At 32.0% G+C, this 22,031-nt stretch carries 23 protein-coding genes; 9 read left to right on the top strand and 14 right to left on the bottom strand.

From position 1 onward, the window contains the following. The first annotated feature begins 25 nt into the window (after nucleotides 1–25). A complete protein-coding gene (locus tag PQO00_RS14080) occupies nucleotides 26–457 on the top strand; it encodes a cytochrome c oxidase assembly factor Coa1 family protein (protein WP_274185487.1) in 432 nt (143 codons plus the stop codon). Between the two features lie 328 nt (nucleotides 458–785). Here PQO00_RS14080 and bioA read toward each other — a convergent pair whose 3' ends face one another. The 10 genes from bioA to PQO00_RS14030 all read right to left on the bottom strand — a co-directional run bounded on the left by bioA (nucleotide 786) and on the right by PQO00_RS14030 (nucleotide 10,665). Beyond that, nucleotides 786–2,051, bottom strand: a complete 1,266-nt coding sequence (bioA, locus tag PQO00_RS14075) for an adenosylmethionine--8-amino-7-oxononanoate transaminase (RefSeq protein ID WP_274185486.1) — start codon at nucleotides 2,049–2,051, stop codon at nucleotides 786–788. Nucleotides 2,052–2,161: 110 nt separating this feature from the next. Then, the gene (gene bioD, locus PQO00_RS14070) at nucleotides 2,162–2,770 is read right to left on the bottom strand and encodes a dethiobiotin synthase (protein WP_274185485.1); all 609 of its coding nucleotides are present in this window, start codon (nucleotides 2,768–2,770) and stop codon (nucleotides 2,162–2,164) included. Next, nucleotides 2,767–3,180 carry a DUF2007 domain-containing protein gene (locus PQO00_RS14065; RefSeq protein WP_274185484.1) on the bottom strand — a complete coding sequence of 138 codons (414 nt, stop codon included), beginning with the start codon at nucleotides 3,178–3,180 and terminating at the stop codon, nucleotides 2,767–2,769. Before PQO00_RS14065 ends, bioD begins: the two co-directional genes overlap by 4 nt. A gap of 40 nt (nucleotides 3,181–3,220) precedes the next feature. Continuing rightward, nucleotides 3,221–4,393, bottom strand: coding sequence for an 8-amino-7-oxononanoate synthase (locus PQO00_RS14060; RefSeq protein WP_274185594.1), 1,173 nt, complete (start codon nucleotides 4,391–4,393; stop codon nucleotides 3,221–3,223). Between the two features lie 428 nt (nucleotides 4,394–4,821). After that, nucleotides 4,822–5,799: a T9SS type A sorting domain-containing protein gene (locus PQO00_RS14055; protein ID WP_274185483.1), complete on the bottom strand. Its 978-nt coding sequence runs from the start codon at nucleotides 5,797–5,799 to the stop codon at nucleotides 4,822–4,824. 1 nt (nucleotide 5,800) lies between these two features. Further along, entirely contained in the window at nucleotides 5,801–6,838 is a 1,038-nt protein-coding gene (locus PQO00_RS14050; protein ID WP_274185482.1) for a hypothetical protein, read from the bottom strand. Between the two features lie 73 nt (nucleotides 6,839–6,911). Next, nucleotides 6,912–7,844: a hypothetical protein gene (locus PQO00_RS14045; protein WP_274185481.1), complete on the bottom strand. Its 933-nt coding sequence runs from the start codon at nucleotides 7,842–7,844 to the stop codon at nucleotides 6,912–6,914. A gap of 33 nt (nucleotides 7,845–7,877) precedes the next feature. Then, entirely contained in the window at nucleotides 7,878–8,834 is a 957-nt protein-coding gene (locus PQO00_RS14040) for a DUF6175 family protein (RefSeq protein WP_274185480.1), read from the bottom strand. 16 nt (nucleotides 8,835–8,850) lie between these two features. Then, nucleotides 8,851–9,372: a hypothetical protein gene (locus tag PQO00_RS14035; RefSeq protein ID WP_274185479.1), complete on the bottom strand. Its 522-nt coding sequence runs from the start codon at nucleotides 9,370–9,372 to the stop codon at nucleotides 8,851–8,853. 12 nt (nucleotides 9,373–9,384) lie between these two features. Then, on the bottom strand, nucleotides 9,385–10,665 hold the full coding sequence (locus PQO00_RS14030; protein ID WP_274185478.1) for a hypothetical protein: 1,281 nt from the start codon (nucleotides 10,663–10,665) through the stop codon (nucleotides 9,385–9,387). A 225-nt stretch (nucleotides 10,666–10,890) separates the two neighbouring features. Between PQO00_RS14030 and PQO00_RS14025 the strand changes: the two genes are divergently transcribed. Together PQO00_RS14025 and PQO00_RS14020 are read left to right on the top strand one after the other, a co-directional pair. Then, nucleotides 10,891–11,547 carry a response regulator transcription factor gene (locus tag PQO00_RS14025; RefSeq protein ID WP_274185477.1) on the top strand — a complete coding sequence of 219 codons (657 nt, stop codon included), beginning with the start codon at nucleotides 10,891–10,893 and terminating at the stop codon, nucleotides 11,545–11,547. Next, nucleotides 11,544–13,631 carry a tetratricopeptide repeat-containing sensor histidine kinase gene (locus PQO00_RS14020; RefSeq protein WP_274185476.1) on the top strand — a complete coding sequence of 696 codons (2,088 nt, stop codon included), beginning with the start codon at nucleotides 11,544–11,546 and terminating at the stop codon, nucleotides 13,629–13,631. The genes PQO00_RS14025 and PQO00_RS14020 overlap by 4 nt, the downstream gene beginning before the upstream one ends. A gap of 495 nt (nucleotides 13,632–14,126) precedes the next feature. Here PQO00_RS14020 and PQO00_RS14015 read toward each other — a convergent pair whose 3' ends face one another. Next, the gene (locus tag PQO00_RS14015) at nucleotides 14,127–14,288 is read right to left on the bottom strand and encodes a hypothetical protein (RefSeq protein WP_274185475.1); all 162 of its coding nucleotides are present in this window, start codon (nucleotides 14,286–14,288) and stop codon (nucleotides 14,127–14,129) included. Between the two features lie 276 nt (nucleotides 14,289–14,564). Here PQO00_RS14015 and PQO00_RS14010 point away from each other — a divergent pair, with 276 nt between their 5' ends. Continuing rightward, nucleotides 14,565–15,320, top strand: coding sequence for a hypothetical protein (locus PQO00_RS14010; RefSeq protein ID WP_274185474.1), 756 nt, complete (start codon nucleotides 14,565–14,567; stop codon nucleotides 15,318–15,320). Nucleotides 15,321–15,341: 21 nt separating this feature from the next. On the opposite strand, the gene PQO00_RS14005 is transcribed toward PQO00_RS14010, so the two are convergent. From PQO00_RS14005 to PQO00_RS13995, 3 genes are all read right to left on the bottom strand, one after another. Then, nucleotides 15,342–16,505, bottom strand: coding sequence for a hypothetical protein (locus PQO00_RS14005; protein WP_274185473.1), 1,164 nt, complete (start codon nucleotides 16,503–16,505; stop codon nucleotides 15,342–15,344). A gap of 37 nt (nucleotides 16,506–16,542) precedes the next feature. Beyond that, nucleotides 16,543–17,430, bottom strand: coding sequence for a hypothetical protein (locus PQO00_RS14000; RefSeq protein ID WP_274185472.1), 888 nt, complete (start codon nucleotides 17,428–17,430; stop codon nucleotides 16,543–16,545). A 233-nt stretch (nucleotides 17,431–17,663) separates the two neighbouring features. Then, the gene (locus PQO00_RS13995) at nucleotides 17,664–18,356 is read right to left on the bottom strand and encodes a hypothetical protein (RefSeq protein ID WP_274185471.1); all 693 of its coding nucleotides are present in this window, start codon (nucleotides 18,354–18,356) and stop codon (nucleotides 17,664–17,666) included. Between the two features lie 373 nt (nucleotides 18,357–18,729). Between PQO00_RS13995 and PQO00_RS13990 the strand changes: the two genes are divergently transcribed. The 5 genes from PQO00_RS13990 to PQO00_RS13970 all read left to right on the top strand — a co-directional run bounded on the left by PQO00_RS13990 (nucleotide 18,730) and on the right by PQO00_RS13970 (nucleotide 21,798). Next, nucleotides 18,730–18,894, top strand: a complete 165-nt coding sequence (locus PQO00_RS13990; RefSeq protein WP_274185470.1) for a hypothetical protein — start codon at nucleotides 18,730–18,732, stop codon at nucleotides 18,892–18,894. Between the two features lie 101 nt (nucleotides 18,895–18,995). Further along, nucleotides 18,996–20,591, top strand: coding sequence for an ATP-binding protein (locus tag PQO00_RS13985; RefSeq protein WP_274185469.1), 1,596 nt, complete (start codon nucleotides 18,996–18,998; stop codon nucleotides 20,589–20,591). Nucleotides 20,592–20,593: 2 nt separating this feature from the next. Beyond that, nucleotides 20,594–21,259, top strand: coding sequence for a response regulator (locus PQO00_RS13980; protein ID WP_274185468.1), 666 nt, complete (start codon nucleotides 20,594–20,596; stop codon nucleotides 21,257–21,259). A 222-nt stretch (nucleotides 21,260–21,481) separates the two neighbouring features. Next, nucleotides 21,482–21,637, top strand: coding sequence for a DUF1508 domain-containing protein (locus PQO00_RS13975; protein ID WP_274185467.1), 156 nt, complete (start codon nucleotides 21,482–21,484; stop codon nucleotides 21,635–21,637). 17 nt (nucleotides 21,638–21,654) lie between these two features. Continuing rightward, nucleotides 21,655–21,798 carry a hypothetical protein gene (locus PQO00_RS13970; protein ID WP_274185466.1) on the top strand — a complete coding sequence of 48 codons (144 nt, stop codon included), beginning with the start codon at nucleotides 21,655–21,657 and terminating at the stop codon, nucleotides 21,796–21,798. The last annotated feature ends 233 nt before the right edge of the window (nucleotides 21,799–22,031 follow it).

Here is a 22,031-nt window from a genome sequence, read left to right as displayed (position 1 = left end):
CTACATGTATATATAGAGATATTATATGGAAGAAATAAAAAGGAAGAGCTGGTTTGGTAGAAATTGGTTATGGGTACTGCCCGTAGGGGGGTGTTTAACAATTATTATATTATTTGTATTAGGAATTGGTGCTATATTTTTTGGTGTTTCTGAAATGCTTACATCCTCTACGCCTTATACCTATGCTGTTGAAAAGGCTTTTGAAAACGAGGAGGTTATTAGGGTTTTAGGAAAGCCCCTTGAAACAGATGGTATTATAAGTGGTAATATTTCGCTAGAGAATGGTGATGGAGAAGCGGATTTTAAAATCCCTATAGCTGGTCCAAACGGAAAAGCCAGAATCGTTGTTGTCGCAAACAAAACGTATGGTAAATGGGTCTATGAAAAACTTTATGTTTTAATAAAAGAAACCCATGAAGAAATTAATTTATTAGATAAAGATTTAGAAGGCATTTAACCGCAAAGAATTTTCTGGGGTTTTGTCTCGAGATTTCAGTTGAAATTTATTCCTGAACTTCCTGAAATGAATTCAGGATACATGTTTTCGGTAAAATTGAAAGGTTCATGAATTCATTATGATAAAATAGAAAAACAATGAACAAAACGGGAAATGCAAAGCATTGGCTTCGCCAAATCTAGATTTGGTAAGCAAATCTTCGATTTCACGATTTCCTATTTAATCAAATAAAATGCATGAGTAATCTAAATTATAGAATTTTGATTTTTGACCAGAAGGATCAAAATATTTCTGTGGCTGTTCCTTTTAAGAAATTATTCACTTAATCCTAAACAATTTCCAAAGCCGTTTCAATAACTTGATAAACCTTCTGCAGTTGTTCTTTGGTAATTGTATAAGGTGCTTGAATGTAAATAGTATGTCCTAAAGGACGAAGAAAAACACCACGATCTAAAAAGAATTTAAATAGTTGGTCTCGCAAATGGCCATAACGTTTCATTTCAACGTTTAAATCCAGTGCAAAAATAACCCCGGTTTGTCGTGTAGATTTTACTTTTGGATGTTTTTTTATATGGGCATTAAACGTTTTATGGGAAGCCATAATAGTTTTTATATTTTGTTGAATGGCTTCCGATTGCAGTAGTTCTATACTTGCTAGGGCAGCGGTACAAGCTAATGGGTTTGCCGAATATGTATGCCCATGGAACAAGCCTTTACTCATGTCATCACTATAGAAAGCTTCATAGATTTCCTGAGAGCACGTGGTAAGGGCCATGGGTAATAAGCCGCCAGTTAGGGCTTTGCTTAGGCAGATAATATCTGGCTTTGTATCGATATGAAGCGAGGCGAAGTAGTCTCCCGTTTTCCCAAAGCCTGTCATAACTTCATCGGCAACTGTAATAATATGATGATCTTTGCAAAATTTTAAAATAGTATTCAATCCTTCCGAATCATACATTTTCATGGCTGCCGCGCCTTGTACTAAAGGTTCGTAGACAAAACCTGCTACTTTATTGGTTTTTACGATGGCGTTTAAAGCGTTTAAAATGGCTTCATTGTTTTTTCCATTTGGCGTAGGAATCCGTTTTACTTCTAAAAAGAAATCTTCAAAAGGGCCATTATAAACGGATAGTCCGGATACACTCATCGCACCAAAGGTATCCCCATGAAATCCATCTTCAAGCGCAATAAGAGTGTTGCGTTTTTCTCCTTTGTTAAAATGAAATTGCAAGGCCATTTTTATGCCAATTTCAACGGAAGTAGAGCCATTATCACTAAAGAATATTTTATTTTGATTGTTGGGCAAAATTTTAATAAGCGCTTCCGATAGCTTTATAGCTGGTTCGTGAGTAAAACCACTAAAAACTATTTGGTCCAACTGCTGCATTTGAGTTGCAACGCGACAGGTAATATAATCGTTACAGTGCCCGTACATAGCTGTGTACCATGAAGCAATAGCATCAATATATTCATTACCGTTTTCATCATATAAAAGGCATCCTTTCGCTTTAATGATTGCTATAGTTTCTGGGTGCAACTTATGTTGCGTCAAGGGGTGCCAAAGATGTTTTTTATCGCGGTCTTTTAGTTTCATGGTTTTTATCATTCCCGACTTTCGTCTTCACTCAAGATAAACTACAGCGGGAATCTCTTTTTTGTTCTGAGTTTCAATTTATAAGATTCCCGCCTTCGCAGGAATTACAGTTACAATTTACCTTTAAATATTTCAGCATATTCCCTTACAACATTTTTATCAAAATAAGGTTCTTCGTTAATACGCCCGATCACAGGGACGTTTGTCATTTTTTTAATGATATCTTCGGTCGTTTTATGTTCGTTTCCACTAAAAATAAGCGAGACATCAAACCCTTTTTCTTTTAAAGTATTTACAGTTAGTAAGGTATGGTTAATACTTCCAAGGTAATGCCTGGAAACAACAATTACTTTGTAATTAGGCTTAATAAGGTCCAAAACGGTTTGTGTGTCATTTAAGGGGACTAATAAGCCCCCAGCACCTTCAATAACTAAATGGTTTTTTGTTTTAGGGGCATTAATCTGTTTTATGTCAATGGAAACACCATCAATTTCTGCCGCCGCATGTGGACTCATGGGGGTCTCTAATGCATAGCTATTTGGATGAATTTTTGACTGGGTATTGGTTATAAGTTTTCCGACGGTATATTTATCGTCATGGTCTAGTTCGCCTGCCTGGACGGGCTTCCAATAATCTGCTTGTAAAGCTTCTGTAACTATAGCAGAAGCAATAGTTTTACCAACGTTGGTAGATATTCCTGTAATGAAATATTTCTTCATTTTAAATCGAATTCTGTTTTACAATCCTCACATTTAAATGTATGCTTTGTATAAAAAGGAAGTGAGGAGAATAAAAAGCCAAAAATAAACCAGAATAATGATTTGGCATCTTTTATTGTAGAAAATAATTCTATTTTTTCACTTTTACAATGGGGACAGTGGATTCTATGACCTTCATCATCAATGGCGTATTTTTCGATAGAATTAAGTATATGTTGTGCTTTTAATGCTTGACGCGATAATACTTTTAGTTTGACACCGCCTATGGCATTACTTACTAAAGGATCTGTATCTATAGTTAGATTGTCCGATAGAAATACCTGAATACCTTCCGCTTCTAAGCGCCCTTTAATAATTTGCGCTTCAGATGAATATTGAAACCGGGCTATCGTTTTAAATGTATCGCTCATACATAGTTTTCAAAAGTTTTAATGAAATACCGAAGCGAGTTCAGTATGACTTCGTCACAAAAGTAGTAAGTCCTTTTAATACTTTTGAGATGTCTTCTTTAGAATGTAATGCATGCAAACAAAAGCGTAGTCGTTCATGTTCTTTTGGAACTGTAGGCGATAATATAGGTTTTATATTGAAGCCCTGCTCTTGAAACTTTTGGGACATTAGTTTTACAGTGTCGTTTCCAGAAATAATACAGCAATGTATGGCCGAATCACTTGCTATAAAATAGTTTTGAAGTCCGTTTTTAATAACTTCACCTTTAAAATGAGCAATATTTTTATGAAGTTTTTTTATGTTTTCGGTTAAAATCAATTCGTGATAAGCAGTATGGATATTAGCTAAAGTATGGGGTGTTAAGGCGGTGGTATAGATAAAGCTACGGGAAAAGTTTACCAAATATTGCTTTAGGGAGTCGCTTCCTAGGATAGCAGCTCCATGAGACCCCATAGCCTTTCCAAAAGTAACGATTCGAGCAAAAACGTCTTTTTCTAGTTTTAAATGTTGAACTAAACCTGCTCCATGTTCTCCAAAAATGCCAACGGCATGCGCCTCGTCTACAATGAGGTAAGCATTGTGGGTTTTGCAGATCTGAGACATCGTTATTAAATCTGGAGAATCACCATCCATTGAGAAAACAGATTCTGTGACTACATAGATATTATTTTTTTGCGAAACCTCTTGGCTGCCTGACCGTCCGGCAGGCGGGCGTGCAAGGTGACACTCTAAGTCCTCTAAATGGTTATGCTTGAATTTATAGGCCTTTGCATGAGAAAGTTTTATGCCATCACGAATGGATGCATGAATATATTCATCGTATAAAATAATATCCCCACGTTGCGGAACACATGAAAAGATCCCCACATTGGCATTATAACCAGAATTGTAAATGAGGGCAGATTCACTATTATGAAAACTGGACAATAAGGATTCCACGATATTGTAAAGCGGATGATTCCCCGAAAGTAGGCGTGAGCCTGTCGCCCCGTTATAGGTTATATTTTGTTCGGTCAAAAACGCATGGGTATTATTAAAAATGGTTTTGGATTTTGAAAAACCCAAGTAATCGTTAGATGAAAAATCGGTTAAATTGTTTTGTGTTCCTAATTGCCGTAAGGCATTATTTGCTTTACGCTCTTCCAGTTTTTGTTGAAGTTTTTTAGGAAACATGGGGTAAAGATACGAAGAGCTGGTAGGTTGTGGAAATTTAAAAAACATAGAAATCATGATCTATGTTAAATGCAAGATCTTATAAAGCTAAAAGTATCATTCTGAATGTCATGAAGAACCTCTTATAAAATACATAGCTAAATCCATATAAAATAACAAGAACCTTCAGAGTAAAAAACCGAATTTCTTCGTTAAAAATACTCGCCGTAACTAAGCTATGCCTGCGTTTTTTACCTTGAACTTCAATTTTTTATATCTAAATATTCTATGCCATTTTATAGCGACTTAGCTATAGCATGTTAATTTATATGGGTATAAGGTTCCCTGTCTAGACAGGTAGATTCGTTACATTCAGAATGACAAAATATATTACTTTTTAGACCTCTTTAAATCCCTCAATTATAGCGGATCATAGTTGGTATAATAATTTACTTCTTTATAATCTTAAAAGAGGCCTCTCCGAGACTTGTTTTTAGATTTAAAATATATATCCCTTTTTTTAAAGTTGATAGCTCTAACGTAGTTTTAGGTTCTAAGCTATAATAAACCGTTTGTCCTAGAGTATTGTAAACTTCTATTTTTAAAACCTGGATATTGTTTGGTGATTTAATGGAGAGATTGTTTTCAAAAGGATTGGGTAATAATACTATTTTAGATAGTAAATTATTTTCGACCCCTAAAGAGTTATCAATTGTAAAAAGAGCAGAATCGTAAATAGACCAATCACCATTTGTGTCTTGAACTCTCACATAAAAGATATGGTCTCCCTCGGCTAAACCCGTAGAATTTATATTTAATATTTGAGACGTTTGTGAAGGGTTTCCAAAAATAACCGAAGTCCCATTACCAATTCCCGGATCGCTATCAATAAAATACTCAGCAGCAGATACTTCATCAAGTGTAAAATCAAAATCTTTAATATAGATAATTTGCCTATCATACAAGCTCCAATCCCCATCAGTACTTTGAGTTCTTATATAAAAGCTATGAAACCCTTCTAATAAACCTGTTGTAGAAATTGTAAATATTTGTGATAATTGTCCGGTATTAGTATCTACAGATAAAGTTGTTGCATTACCAACCCCAGGGTCAGTATTAAAAAAGTACTCCGCTGCTGCAATATTAGTAGAAGTAGTCCCTTTTAAATAAAAATTCTGTCTATCGTACAAGCTCCAATTATTGTCACTATTATACACTCTTACATATACGCTATTAAAGCCTTCTGAAAGGCCTACGGTAGGGATAGTAAACGTTTGAGTGAGCACCCCTGTATTACTATTTACAGTTAATGCAGTACCATTACCTAGCCCAGGATCTGTATTGAAAAAATATTCGGCTGTAGTTATGCTTTGAGAATTAGTTATGAAACTAAATAAAGTAAAAACTAATAATAAAACCTTTTTCATACTAATTGGCATTTGTATTTATAGTAACACTAAGGTTTGCATTAGGAGCAATTCTATCTGTAATATTGGTGATTTTTACAGTTGGTATTCCGTTGGTATATCCAAAATTATTGAAGGTAAAAGCACTACCATCATAAATACCCATATCTACACCACCAATACCATTACCAATTGCAGGGGATCCCGCTTGGAGATGGTAATCGTCTGTTTCGGAATCAAAAGTTGTATCACTTGCACTAACAAAATTTGGGTTCTGATTATCCAAGTTATTCGAACCGTTTAAGGCTATTACGCTACCGGTCCCAATATTATAGGTTAAACAATTTTCAAATATTACACCATCGGCATCAGGGTTTAAAACACCACTTGAGTTATAATAAAATATGTTATTTTGTACAGTAATACTACCACTGGCATCACCAGCATTATATACAGGGTAGCTGTTATTTGGACTTAAAAAAACATTGTTTTTAATGGTTATGGATTGATGGTTTTTTAAGCCTATATAATGTGTTATTATATTATTTGAAATGATAGTATTTGTATAATTATCGCTATTTGATGAAGTACTACCAGAACCTATTTGATAAATAATATTTCCTCTAATTATAACGGTATTTGCACCGCCAGCACTATTAAACAATAGAGTACTATCTATAATATTATTTTCAATTTTTAAATTAGATATAGTTGTAGTACTGTTAGTATAAATATCATCTGTTACATGAAATCCTGAAATCGAGACATTTGATGCATTAGCAGTTAACACAAAATCTGTAACTTTAGTTTCTTTATCTGGATCGCTATGTCCAAAACCAATAAGAGTAAGCTCTTTATCTATGGTGATGTTTCCATAATTAATTTCAGATGGGTGAACTTGGATAATGTCGCCATTACTGGCTGCACTAATGGCACTTTGTAAATCGCTGTATTGCGCATGACTTCCTATAGAGTTGTCGACTGTAATTGTTGTTTGTGCATGGCATATAAAAGCAAATAGCATGGTTGTACTTAATAATAGTAATTGTTTTGTTTTCATTTTTTAAAAGATTAATTAATAGTTATTTTAAATGTAGCATGCTTATACTACTTAATGTTTTTATTTGGTTTACCTAATACCACCCTCTTACATTATAGGTCACACTTTTAGGCTGGTTTTTGCCATAGGCCATGCCTACATCTCTAGCTGCTTTAACGATATTCGATTCTACTTCTAAAACTTTTAAGTCATAATTCCAATCTCTGTCACCTAGATCTTTAACCCGTATCGCTATTTTATTATATAATGTTTTCACTTGAGAGAAGCATGAGGCCGTTGGTTCTATGGAGGATAATAAAAGACCGGCTTCATTTGCAGCATCAATATCTTGGTTAGCGGCCCAAATTGCTGAAGCTTCATTTAATTTTAATTTACAATCTCTATTAATTGCTTTAGTGTATAAGGGTTTGATTTTAGATTTTATTGAGTTAAAACAAGTACTGGCTTCCGGAACATTGATTAGAACAAATAAAGCTTCTTCATAATTATTCTGAGCTTCTAAAGATTTGGCCTTTTTAATCATAAGGTTACAATTCGTATTGTAATAATCAATTATTTTTTGCTTTCCTTTAGATATAAAGCGTTGTATATCTTGGCTTTTAGGCTTTAGTTGTTTTAAAGCTGCTATGTATGCTTTATTTTCGTTAGTGCCAACTCCTTTTAGTTGTATGGATTCATTAGAAAATAAATTACCGGCGATCCCATCACCTATATATAAGGTTAAATCGATATTCAATACGACCATTGGTGGTGCCGTACCTGTAATGTTTTTATTTAATACCGTTATATTTGGTGTTATTATAAAACGAGAATTATAAACGTTATCACTAATACCATTTTCAGTAATGATACGACCCAGTTTATTTTTAAGCATACTTTTTGCATAGGTAGGGATACCTTCGGCTTGTTCTGGTATGTAAGCTCCTAGTGTTATACCATTATTGTTTTCCTGTCCAAATATTACCATTGAGATTAAAAACAGTACTGTATATATTATTTTTTTCATTTTAGATTGTTTTAATAATTTATTAGCTTGTTGTTATTTGCCGCCTAAAATGATGGTTGCACGCCCTAGGCCTTTCATCACTAACTTATTTGGGATACTGTAAGGCGCATTTTTAAGAAACTTACTAAGTTCGTTTGTATAACGTCTGGCATCAATAGCTCTATCCTTTTCGTTATAAAGTGGTATTCTCACTTGCTCAAACAGGGCCATGCTCTCTGTTATATCGGTAGTATTAAATCTTCCTTTTACAGTATGATCGGCTAACCAATCTTCAATGATATATCCTAATTCTTCACCGTCGAATTCAGTTTCCAAGTCACCGTCCCAATCATCCCATTTTTGAATACGGATAATAATTTCCCTCCCGTTTTCGAACATATCGTCAAAATGGATCTGTAGAGATTCACAAAAATTATCCATGTGAGCTAAAACAGCTTCAGAAAGTAATACAGGGAGTTCAGCTGAAAAGGAAGGTGCTCCTGTACCTACAGCTGTGGCTACTTGCTTATCGGTATAGGCATCCAACCCTTGCAAATTGAAGGTTATAGATTTTTTAGGCCCAGTTTTGTTTACGGTCCATGTTAATTGTATTATAATATCGGCCTTTGCAACTTTTTTAAAAGCATCAATAGGGCTTTCGCTTATACCACTACCTGAAGATTTTGAGGCTCTAAGGTTGTCTTCGGCCATATTGGAATTTAACGTTTTTATGGCAGATTCCATGTTTTTAAGAGGGAACCCTCTTTCTGCCATCATACCATTTATATGGCTAATAACCTGTAATACTTCAGCATTTTCCTGAAATGCTCTTTTATAATCCGGTATTTTAACAGGTGTACCTTGGTCATCAAAATTAAGAGTATATCCATTTTGAAAGCACCATACATCACTAGGAACGACCATAAGAGTTGGCTTTTTTGCTTGACTAAAAACAGTAATACTTATCAGTAAAAACGTCATTGAAAACCCTAATTGTAATATTTTTTTCATGATTTAGCTTTTTTAATTAAAATCCAGAGTTTAAACTTCTAATAATATCCTCGCTTTCAAGACGTTTTCTTAATTGATTAAATTGAATATTTACAATAACACCTATTTTGTATTCACGTCTGCTTACTTTTAAACGGTCTCCTGGAGCTATACTACCATCGGTTGCTGCCGATACGTATTTTAAATATTCGCCACCATCGGCAAAAAAAGCATCGAAGAACTCTTTATAATTTTTTTCTGTATCTGCAGATTTAACTAATGGTTTTTGCGATGTGCAACCTTGACCGCCTCCGGCATAACCTTTAAAAATAATACCATGAACGGCGTTCTTCATGCCTCGAGAAATAGCATGTTTTGGGTTTTTGGAATAAGACCATACTTTTACAAGTTTAGAGCCTTGCTTTGCAATGCCCTCACACTCTAAATCATAGCGCCATATTTTAGTGTCTTCATTGGCTTTGTTTTTTTTCCATTGAGCATTGGCACTTGCTCCTATAATGAAAAATATTGTTAATATTAAAAAGGGGGTTAATTTCATTTTTATTATTGTTTAATTAATTTGTCTAATTAGCATACCAGCATAGTATTTGTTTTTCGCACCAGTAAATGTGGTATATTCAATAGTGGATGAAGTTTCTTCTTCTGCTAAATGTCTATTATCCCAGATATGATTTTTATCAACCTTAATAATTCCTAGGCGTTTATATTCCGTTAAACCATTTTTATTGATAACTTGTTCTAAAACCTCATATTTATCCCCTTTTTCTATGCCTTCTTTTTGGCCTATTTTTGCAGCGATAGGGTCTCCGCTTAGTAAAGGTGATTTGGTTCTAAACACTTCATACTTTCTTTGAAGTTTTGCAATAACATTATCTGCAGCTCTAACAGTGGCAACCGAAATTAAGTCTTCATTGGATTTTTTTGTTAAAATGGTACTTTGTATATCTGCCCAAGATGTTTCGGTTCCTATTAATTCTAATTTGAAAATATCTGTTTCATCAAAAGCTTTTTTCTTTTCTAAGTCGATCGAGCTATCTTCAGTCCAGAAATCATTATAAAAAATAGCTGCTATTTCATCATTCCAAACGAGTTTGTATAAATATGCCGTGGTTTTTATAATATAACCTTTGGCCATAATATCTACCCCAACAGATGTTGCTTCTGTAGCTAAAGCGAGATCACTATTGCCCGTGTAAGTTGCTACCGTGGACAACAACCCCTTTACTTTTGTACCTACTTCTTCTTTGTTTGTATATTTAAAATCGTTTACAACTACAAACGTATTGTTAATTAACTCTTCGCCAGCATCTGCGAGTAATGCCTGCCCTCTTTCTGTGTTTTTAGCTATTTTAATATCCAAGTCTGAGGCATTATAAGCGCCTCTTTCGGAAATCAAGTTCATATTGAAACCGCCTTTTTCACTTCTGTTAAACCATTTGGCTACCATAGCTTTTGCTATAGATTGGTTGTTTAAATAATTAGTAATGGCCGTTAGTTTTTTTGCCTTTAGTTCTTTTTTTTGACCGCTTAATTTAGATATGAATCCTTTTTTCTTTTTGTTAGGGTCGCTTTGTGTTTTACTTATTTGAAGGGTGTCTGTTATGGGAACAGTTCGAATATTTATTATATGGTCATTAAACTTCTCTGGAATAGGTGTTTCTTTAAAGGATTTTTGTATAACGCTACTATATTCTATGGTGTCATTATTAACCATAAGTGTATACAAGGAACTCCTTTTGTATTTTATATCTATGGGTTTTTCTTGAGAGAAAGAAAAAATACAGTAAGGGAGAAAAATTAAAAAGAGTAATAGGCTTCTTTTTGTTTTCATTTTAACGAATTATTTGTTATTTAATCATAACAACTTGTAGGTAATAGTAAAAGGAAAACTTGGGGGCTTACCAGAATAATTTTACATGTCAATATTAGCACTTACACAATCAGGCTACAATAGGGGTATTCCCGTATTTTATGTAGATAATATTTTTCTAACTTAGAGGGCTTAAATAACAGCACGTTAAATGAAGGGTTTAATAGAATTACATATAGTTTATTAATGAAAAATCTTAAGGTTTTAATAGTTGAAGACTCCGTTATTTTTTCGGAAGGATTAAGATTGATTTTAGAACAACATGCGTCTATAAATAAGGTCTACCTAGCTCATAATTTTAATGATACCCTAGATATTTTGATTGCTGCCTCCATTGATGTTATCTTTTTAGACTTAAATTTTGAGACTAGTGATTATGATGGGTTTATAATAGCAAAAAAGATTAAGGAGCTTTACAGTGACATAAAAATTATTGTTTTAACGCAACATGCTAGAATTTATATATATGAAAAACTTTTTAATGAGTGTAAAGTAGATGCTTATTTGGATAAACAACTAGGAGCAGAGGACATGTTTTTTGCTATAGAACAAGTTATTAATAATGAGAAATATGTTGATCGTAATATTTCAGAGATATTAGAAATAGAACAATGGCTAAAAATCTCTAAAAGAGAGGGAGAAGTCATCCTGTTATTAATGGATGGTCTGGTTCAAAAAGAAATAGCATTTAAATTAAATATAAGCCCTAAAACAGTTGAAAAGCATATTTTTAACTTAATGAAAAAATTTAAAGTTAAAAATTCAGTAGAATTAATTACAAAATATATGAGGTATATAAATGGTAACAGAGAAAATCTTGCCGGAGAAATCTCTTTTCCATGAGACATGGCAAAATGTTTTTTAGATACCTCATTTTTAGTACATTTGAAGTTTTAGGTAAGAATAACTGTATGCTTAATTCTGTTTTTAAAAAAGCACTATTGCTACTAAGTTTTGTTTGCAGTTTGAATATTGTAGGGCAGAACGATAAATTAGAATCCTTAAAAGCTTTGATATTTGAAGCTGATAGTCTTAGTAAAAATAAGCATTATGATCTGGCAGAGAAGAAATACCATGAAGCATTAAATAGTTCCTTTAATATAAAAAAGGATGATTCAACAGCATTAGTATACAGGAAATTAGGGGTTCTTGAATGGAAGCGGAAAGACTATTCAAAATCTGAAAATTTCTATAAAAAAGGATTAAGATATGACTCTATAAGCTCACTTGGTGCCGATTTATATTATAATATTTCATTAACCAAAAGAAAGAACGGAGAGGTAGACAGTACCTTGTTTTATCTTGATAAGGCCATTAAAATATATAAAGGATTAGAAGACTCCCCAAAAGCCTTTAATGTCTTTTTAAGTGCAGGATTGATATATAGAAATTTACAGCAGCATAAAAAAGCTTTAGAATACGCATTAATAGCTCATAATGGTTTTCAAAAAACCGATAATCTTAAAAAGCTAGCATCAACATCCGATCTTATTGCCCTAATTCAGGACGATTTAGGGAATACGGAAAGAGCTTTTTACTATTATTTTCATTCATTAAGGTTAAAGAAAAAACTAAAAGATACTTTAGGCATTTGTAATAGCTATAATAATATAGCTATTGCCCATAAAACGGAAAAGAATCATGACTCTGCTATATATTATTACAAAAAAGTTCTTTCTTTAGAAAATTCGGGTACAATATTTAATGCTAAAACCTTACATAATTTAGGAGTTTCGTACCATAAACTAGGTAATAGATTTTCAGCCAAAAAGACATATAACGAGGCCCTTAATATAGAGTTGCATTTAAAAGATACCCTGTCTGCAATTTATACATTAAATGAGTTGGTGTTACTGAATACAGAATTGAATGATTTGGAAAACGCTAACAAGCAGTTACGTTTTTCTAATACATTAATAAAAAAGACTCAGGCACCTCCCGAAGTGGTTTATCGAAATCATTATGTAAAATCTTGTTATTATTCTAAAATTGGAGATTATAAAGCAGCGTATCGACACCAAAAGGAGTATAGTGAATTATACCAATCCATATTTAGTAATAAACAAATTGAGGTTATTCAAGAATTACAAGAAAAATATGAAAGTGAAAAAAAACGGAATGAGAACCTTAAATTATCTTTAGAAAATAAAGAGAATCATATCTTGATTAACAAACAGGGAAATGAAATTAGAAAGAATCATATCTTTTTAATATGTTTAGGGCTGTTGGCCTTACTTTTAATGGTGGCCTATTTACTTTTAAAACAAAAACAGAAATCATTAAAGCAACAACAAAAATACGAACGTCTTCAAGCTATTTATGAAGGTCAAGAAACTATTAAAAGTAGTATTAGTAAGGATCTTCATGATATTATTGCTTCAAATATTTCGGGAATAGGATTAAAAATAAAAGCACTGTCCCTTTCAAAGGATAGACAGCAGTTAGAGACCGAAATCTCTAATGGGATTACTGAAATAAACAAACAAATAAGACTTATTTCCCATAGGTTGTCGCCTTTGGATGATAAGATTAAAGAACACAAACTATCTGAGATTATTATTTCCCGTCTATCGGAGTTTCAGCTTTATAATGACATTTTTATAAATTTAAAAACCGAAATCCCCACTGTATTAGATAATCTTCCTATTGAGAAACAATCTAATTTTTATGGTATTTTGTTAGAAATCCTTAATAATATTGTAAAACATGCTAAAGCTACATCTGTAATCATTACAATGAAAGTAGATAAGTTAAATAAATTTCATTTAAAAATTAAAGACAACGGAATAGGTTTTGACGTTTCAAATGCTACAGGAATTGGAATAATTAATATAAAGCAACGAACACAATTATTAAAAGGTAGTTGTGTTTTTAATAAATTAGATGACGGAGGAACTGAGTTTTATCTTGAGTTTCTTTTTAGATAAAAAAGGGCTATTAAAATATTGACACTCAATGCGGGTTTTATAATATATTTGACTAGTGAATTCTATTAAGGATTAGGTTCAGGCTCTGGTATTTGAGGTTCCGTATTCCCCTCATTATTTGCTTGGATTTGCTCATCATCATTAATGGTTTCTGATGTGCAAGAGAGACAAGATGTTGTTGTTACTGAAATTATTAATAGTAATGTTAAAAATTTTAAATACGTTTTCATTTGTAATGTATAGAATTGTGAGTAAGTTTACTTATTAGTTGTTTTGCTTTTTACTTGAGGTTTATATGTATATGCTTAATATTTTAAAAGTAAGAAAAAATTGCAGGAATAAAAATTGATAAGTTGAGTTGTTTGTGATAAGATTAGATATTGCACATGATACCTATAAATAAAAAAGTGCCTGTCAAAAGACAGGCACTAAAAACCGGTTTCATTATGTGTTCAACTAGTTAAATTCTAGTAAGGGTCTAATCTAAATCCTGTTTCAAGGATTAGGTTCTGGTTCGGGCAACCTAGGTTGTGTGTTACCCTCATCATTTGCCTGAACTTGCTCTTTTTTAGTATCTGAAATACTTTCTGGGTTGCAGGAAGTTACAGAAACCAAAACAATAAAACAAAGAGCAATTACATGAAATATATTTTTCATATGACACTTTATTTGCCCTATATTTAACATCTAGAATGTTAAAAAATAGGCGTTAAACAATGTGTCTTGCAAGACCGTAGCTTTACCGAGAAATAGGCCTTTTCGGAAAAGCTTATACCAAAAATAGTGTAGAAAAATGCCTGAAAATGGTGAATTTCAATGAGCTTTCATATCGTTTCATTGAATTTCAAAAACAACTATTAACATATTGATTATCAGTATTTTATTATGAGAAAGTATCATTACTCAAAAGATGAAATCTTATATATTTTTTATATGATAGATAAGATTAAGAATACAGGCTCATTTAAAGAAAAAGAAAGACCTACCGAAAAAGAGTGTCAAGATTTTGTAAAACAAAATTCCTTACCCATGAGTGGTCGAACCATGTGGGAGTTTTTGAAATATGAAGAAAGGCCTACTAACTTTTCATTAAAATCGCTTAATATTTTGCTGGGATTTATTTTTGAAAACCCGGCTTTAGATTTTTTGAATCGCTCTGTTAAAAGTAAGCATGACCCAGAATTTGTGGGATTTAAAAAAAACATTAATAGGAGAAAGAACGCTTTTTTTAAAAAATATGCTTATTGTAAAGATTTAAAAGAAGACCGTTATGATTTTACAAAAACAGCTATACCAAGCTCACTCAATACTTCAAATATACCGAAGTCGAAACCCTCGACCGTCGTTTCAAGCCATAAATTCATTATTTCGTTAAATTCCGAATCGAGTGAAATTTTAAAAAAATATAATAAAATTACAGACATTATTCAGTTAAATGAAAATACCTGTAGGATAATAGAAAAATTAGAGGTTAAAGATGATCCTTTAAATTTTTTCGATTCAAACTTGTCTTACTTTTGGTTGATGGAAGGGACTTCAACAAGTATGTCCGATCTTTCTAAGGCTATTATTAATAACATAAAATTAGAAGAAAATATTAAGGAGAAAAAGTTATTAATAATTGAAAAACCAGATAGGGTTATAATTAATGATTCTGGAGCTATTATTGAGATTAAAAAAGTGTCTTGATATAATGAGTTACAATGGGGTTTAATAGATCAATTTAAATGGTTGAGTTTCCTTTTGTACTTGTTTAGAAGTTATAATTATTTTTTTATACGATGTATAGCTAAATAAATTTCTATAACTTCCTTCTTTTAAATCTTTGTCCGATAATAAAGTCCAAGGGTATTTAATTTCGAAGTTATCCTTGAATGTAGCAATATTGAGAGCAAATGGTTTCAGAAAATAATGGTTAAAACTATTTTCGTCTCCAACCTCATAGCTCATTTCTGTTATCATCCATTGCATTCTAATAAAAGGATGTGGGTGTGTTTTAATTAGGGTTTCCGACATATTTTCAATCAATTTTCCTGGGAAAATATGTAATATAATACTTAAAGCATTTGTTACAGATCTAGAGATAAGCATTTCACGGCTTAATTTTGAAGATTTTAATTTTGAGCTATATACATTGTAGATTGAATTTCCTTGAAGCGTTTGTACCAAAATGCCTCTACATGTATTCCTATCGGCCATAAACTCTAACGCTTGAGAAGTGCTAAGTGGTATTTTGTGTTCTCTTTCTTCAGAAAACTCAAGATAATCATCTAAATTAAATTTTTGTTTAACATAACCAGTATGGCCTAATATAACATGCATACATTCATGCATTGTTAAAAACCTAATAGCTATCTCATAAAGAAATAAGGCATATTGGAATACAAGCTTATTAATATGGGCTGAGTCTTTTAATAGCTTTTGAAATAAACGCTCTATTGACTCGGGATTGGCTAACGAATAATCCAATTTTTGAGTTAATTTAATTTTTTTAGTTGCTAACAACTTTAATTTTTTTTCCTTTATAGTTGATTTTTTTATATCACATAACTCCGCATAGGAAATACAAGCTTTAAAGAGTAGGTAGGGCACGGAGCTATTAATAAAAATGAAGCTTGCACCATCTCGATTACAAGTTCCAGCATTGAAAGGTTCGTTTATTAAATACTTAATTGAATAGTTTAACTTGATTGGTTTTTTATTTACATCTTGTTGTGTTTTAGCTAATGAAAGTGCTTGTGTCGCGTATTCAATAGGTATTTGATAGAGTGTTTTTACAAACCCGGAAAGCAGACTTAAATTAAACTCTTCTCCAAGGTAGAAGAGCTTTTCTTTAAAAATGGCATTTATTTCTTTGTTATTTAAAGGAGGCATTTTTATTTATTGTAATCTACTAAAGTTTCCCAGAAGATTATGGTTTAGTGTTTTTCGATAAAGAAAGTAGTTCTAATAAGTTGTCTATTCCACCAAGAAGGACGTTTAAGACATTGATATCATGGTCGTTACTAGTTGCTTTAAAATAATTTGCCATTCTTTTGGCTCGTTCAAGTGGATTTGGGTGTGTTTCTCTGTTAGGTATAGAGCCTCTTGTTTTAGTTGAATACCTTTCTTCAATACTTAAGTAGTTAAAAAAAATAATTGGAGCACAAAGAAACATGCTTTGTAAAGAAATATATTTTGATTTGTCAGGATGCATGATGACTTTTTTAAAATAATCGAACCCTATAGAGTCTGCCTCAAATTCTTTTTCGTGCCATGTTAGTTTTTTATCGGTTAAATGATTTGAAGTTAAATGAGCTATTTCATGACAAATAACAAATACACTCATGGCTTTATTTAAATCATGGGAAAAACTTAAAACATCTGCATATTCATCTTCCAAAGGGAGCATTAATTCTCTTTCGAATTCGAAAAGATGAGGTGTTCTAAAAATATCTAAAGTGGATGACAAAACTTTTAAAAGATCTTTTTTCCCAACCTCTTTAAAACTAGCCAGTGTATTTATAAAACTCATATTAAACAACCAGAACTCAAGTTGGTCATCAAAATAAATATCACCAGAACCATGTTTGTTGGGTGTTACTTTAGCATTGATTTTTCGAATAGAGCCATGTTCAAAATTAGTTTTAGGGATATTTAACTGTAACTTTTCTATAATTTCATCGTAATATATTTTTTGGAGATTCTTTGCTAAATAGTCTACTTCTTCTTCGTTAAAATCAAGATGAAGCTTTTTAGCAATAGATTTAGATATGCCTAAAGACTTTTTGGTAGGTTTAAATCCTGACTTTTTTTTCATAAGAAAAAAGAGGTTATTTGTTAGATGTTAACAATTAATCAAATATAATACTTGTTTTTAATATCTAATGGAGTTAGCACAAAGTACCTTCATTTAAGAGGGATAAAATAAAAAGGCTAAACTTCTTATAGTTTAAAAAAAGGTTAAGGTGTCCAGAAAAGTATCATTCTATATTTACAAAATAAACCTCATAAAAATCAAATAGTCTCTTATCAATGTTATTTTATTAAGATTTAATAGTCTTCACAGATATACTTTCTTATCATATAAACCGTAATAGGATCTAATGTTTTTCCTGTTTCTGGATGAAGGCCTACAGAGGTAAAAAACTCCAGTTCTTTTTTACTGTTTTTTCCGTACCAAATTTTAACTTCCCTATGAGGTCCAAAAAATTCTGTATTGCAATCTGCATCTATTTTTTTAAAATACTTTATCCGGTCTTCATTGTAAAGCTTCATCTGTCCTAAGCTATATTTTTGGGTGTCAAATTTTACTTCAACATAGCGATCCTTTTCCCAAACCATCCAACACTGTCTATTCATTGACATAATTATCAATAAAATGATGGATATTATGGCAATTGTAGAAAGAATGTAACGGTTCTTCTTAAAGAAAGCACATAGCTTTTTTGTTTTTGATTTATTTCTTGATTCAAAATCCTCATACCTGTCAAATCCTAAATATTTGCATAACCCAATGATCACTTTGAGCTGCTTTATATTAATATCTTCATTTTTGTCGATTAAATTTTCTGCTTCGTTCTTATAATCACGAAAACTTCTTTCTCCTAATTTAAATTTTTCATTTTCATGAATGTATTCCGATAAGTCTTCAGCGATATGAATTGTCGATGGATTTTTTTCTCCAATCTTTTTCCTTTCTGCTCTTGCCTTATCAAATGCTTTGATTATTAGTTTTTTATGCATCTTATGGTTGGTTTAAAGGTGTATTGAATTCAACTAATATGTCAAGAAAAAACATGGAAACTATTTTCTAAAAACTTTCCAAAACACTTCCGTTCTTTTTCCACGGTTTCCTTTTAAATCTCATGTTATTTGCTTCAGAATTAATAAACGCCTTAGGCGTAATAAGGTTTACGAATTTTAATTCTAATAGCAGGTGAAACAAAGTAGAGTTGGGTGATCTCTGGGAAGTAATTGCGTCTCTTTACTCTTGTTCTCCATACTTCCCAAATAGAGAGACGTCTCTTCTGAATTAATCATGTGTTGCCCAATGCAACCTCGCATCCGATAAAGTTCGGAAAGCAACACTATTGTAAAATTTTAAACAATGTACAAAATGAAAAAAATATATTTAATTATGTTTACGGTTTTTCTCAATTTGGGACTGTTTTCTTGCTCACCGCAAACCAACACGGATGGAGAAAACCCAGAAGCAATTGAAGAACCCGCAGATTGTTGTGGCAATGGAGGTGATATTCCACCACCGCCACCCGGTCCATAAAAAAGATGGCTAAATAACTGAAAAATAGTTGTTATTTTAGAGGAATGAAATACCAAGGGTTATCATTCCTCTTTTTTCTGTTTTGCTGTTACAGTTTTAGCATGTCTAATACACGCCCATACCAAAAAGACAGTCTAAGGTATTATTATAATTTAGCAAATACACCAAAGACCCCTTCGAGTTTAGCCGAAGCCTATTTATTCTTTAATAAGCAAAAAGAAGAAAGTCTCTTATTAAAAGATACGTTGTCTACTATCAATCATTTAAGGCAAATAGCAATCATTCAATTTAAACTTGGAGATTATTATGGTAGTGAGACTAGCGTAGTGAGTGCTTTAGGTTTGTTAGACCTGCTCAAGAACAATAAACCCGACAATGAAAATAAAGTAGGATTGTATAATCAATTAGGAAGAATTAATAAAGAATTATTGGATTACGACACTGCCTTAAAATACTATAATGAAGCTTTAAAATTTGCTCATTCTAAAGCAAACATAAATATTATTAAAAACAATAAAGCTTTAATATACATAGATCAATCTCACTTTGCTCTTGCAGAAAAAGAGCTCAAAACGATATATGAAAATAGTCTTCCCTTAGGCGATACCATACAAATTGCCAGGGCTTTGGACAACCTTGGTTATGTTCAATTTAAATTGAAAAGAAAAAATGCTTTAGACAAGCTGTTTAAAGCCCTGGAAATAAGAATTAGCATAGAAGACATCCCGGGCACATATTCAAGTTACAAATATTTATCTGAATACTACAGAGATCAAAAAGACACCATAAAGGCATTAGACTATGCCAATAAAGCATACAAGGTTGCAAAATCTATTAAGAGTGCTTCATATATTGAAGATGCGCTTTCAAATCTTGTAACACTGAACAATAACAGTAAAGTACTTGAGTATAAAAGAATAAAAGATAGTATATCCCATGCGAAACAAATAGCCGACAACAAATATGCATTCATAAAATTCAATTATTTAAAACAAGAGAAAATAGCAACTCAAAATAAGTTACAAAAAGAACAAGAGAGGTCAAAAAGAATTACATATCAGTCCATTGGATTGCTTATCACAGTAGTTTCAATATTCTTGTTTTATATATTAAATCAAAGGCATCAAAAAGAAAAGAGACAACAGGTTTATATCACCGAAACACGTATCTCCAAAAAAGTACATGATGAAGTAGCTAACGATGTATATAATGTTATTTCTAAACTACAAACCTCAAGTATCAAAAAAGGTGTTTTAAAGGATTTGGAAGATATTTATATTAGGACTAGAGACATTTCCAAAGAAAATAGCGCTATTGATGTAGAGGAAAGTTACGAGGGTTTATTAAGGGATTTATTCCTAAGCTTTAAAAATGACGATATCAATGTCATTGCCAAAAATATTTCAAAAGTTAATTGGAACACCATTGAAAGCAATAAAAAAACAACACTCTATCGAGTGCTCCAGGAATTATTGGTAAATATGAAAAAACATAGTCAGGCTTCCTTGGTTGCCTTCAATTTTAATCAGACCTGGGGCAAAATACACATTACGTATACAGATAACGGCATTGGAGGATCCATTAAAAAAAGTACTGGCCTACAGAATGTGGAAAACCGTATAAAATCTATTGGTGGAACTATTATTTTTGATTCTGAAATAAACAAAAAGGGCTTTAAAGTGAAAATATCTATATAAAAATGTTCAAGAAGGTTTTAATAGTTGATGATCATGACGATATTAATAGTGGTGTTTTAAATGTTTTAAAAGCTAATAACATTGTTAATATAGTATACTCACAATATTGTGACGATGCGCATTTAAAATTTAAAAGAGCCATATTTGATCAAGAACCTTTTGATTTATTAATAACAGATTTGTCCTTTAAAAAAGATCATCGGGAATGCAAAATCCTTTCAGGTGAAGCTCTAATCGATGTCTTAAGAACCGAAGCTCCTGAGTTGCCAATTATTGTGTACTCTATGAATAGTCTCTTTCAAAAAGTTAGAACCCTGATCACTAAGCATCGGGTTAATGCCTATGTTTGCAAGGATAGAAAAGGATCTTTAGAGCTATCCCAGGCCATCAAAGCTGTATACAATAAAATACAATTTTTATCTCCACAGGTAAAAAATGCATTAAGTTCGAAATTGGATTTAGAAATTAACGATTATGATGTCGAACTGGTCAAGCAACTTTCCAATGGATTGTCTCAAGCAGAAATCAGTGCATATTTAGAACAAAATAACATGTCTCCAAGTAGTTTAAGCTCTGTTGAAAAGCGACTCAACAAATTAAAAGATCAATTTAAAGCCAATAATGCCATCCATTTAGTGGCCATTGTAAAAGATTTAGGGCTTATTTAACATGATATCCCACCATTATGGCTTTCCTCAAAAAATTAAACTTAACAAACCATAGTTTTACAATGCTATTGATGATTTTGTGTTATTGACAGTTATTGAGGGCGAATTTAAAAGCACGTTTTTAACGTGCTTTTTGTTTTTTATGCTTTGTGGATTACCGTAAGGATGTTGCTCTCTTTAGATTTAGTTTTATAGGATTATTAATCATTAAAAAGTAAAATTATGAATGACAAATGGGAAATTTACCAAGATTCTAAAAAAGAGTGGAGATGGAAAAGAACAGCTCCAAATGGGAAAACAGTAGGAGCTTCCACTGAAGGGTATAAGAATAAATCAGATTGCATTGCTAATGCCAAACGTAATGGATACAAAGGTTGAATTAAATGTTCTAAATCATGAAAAAATCACTTAAAATTGTCCTAAGTATTATTATGATCATTATATCTATTAGTTTTTATTTCGGAGGAGGTCTTGAAAAACTAGCCCAAAACGAACTTGATAGAATTGAAAATCAAGTTGCAATAGATTCTGAAAAATAATATGAAATAGCAAAAAAGAATGGCTCTGACACGGATGCTTATGTTCAAGCTGGACTTGTTGCAGCAGCTTATTTGCAAGCTAATGATGAAGCTAACTATAAAAAATGGAAAGCAATTGAAATCCAATTGGCTAAAAAAATAGGATTACAATAATAAATATAATTAGATTTTAAAGGATTAATCAAGCCTTACGGATTTCCGTAAGGTTTTGTGTTTTAAGGGGTTTAAGTTTG

The organism is Flavivirga sp. 57AJ16 (genome assembly GCF_028736925.1).
Classification (GTDB): Bacteria; Bacteroidota; Bacteroidia; order Flavobacteriales; family Flavobacteriaceae; genus Flavivirga.
This window is presented reverse-complemented; position numbering and strand designations above follow the sequence as displayed.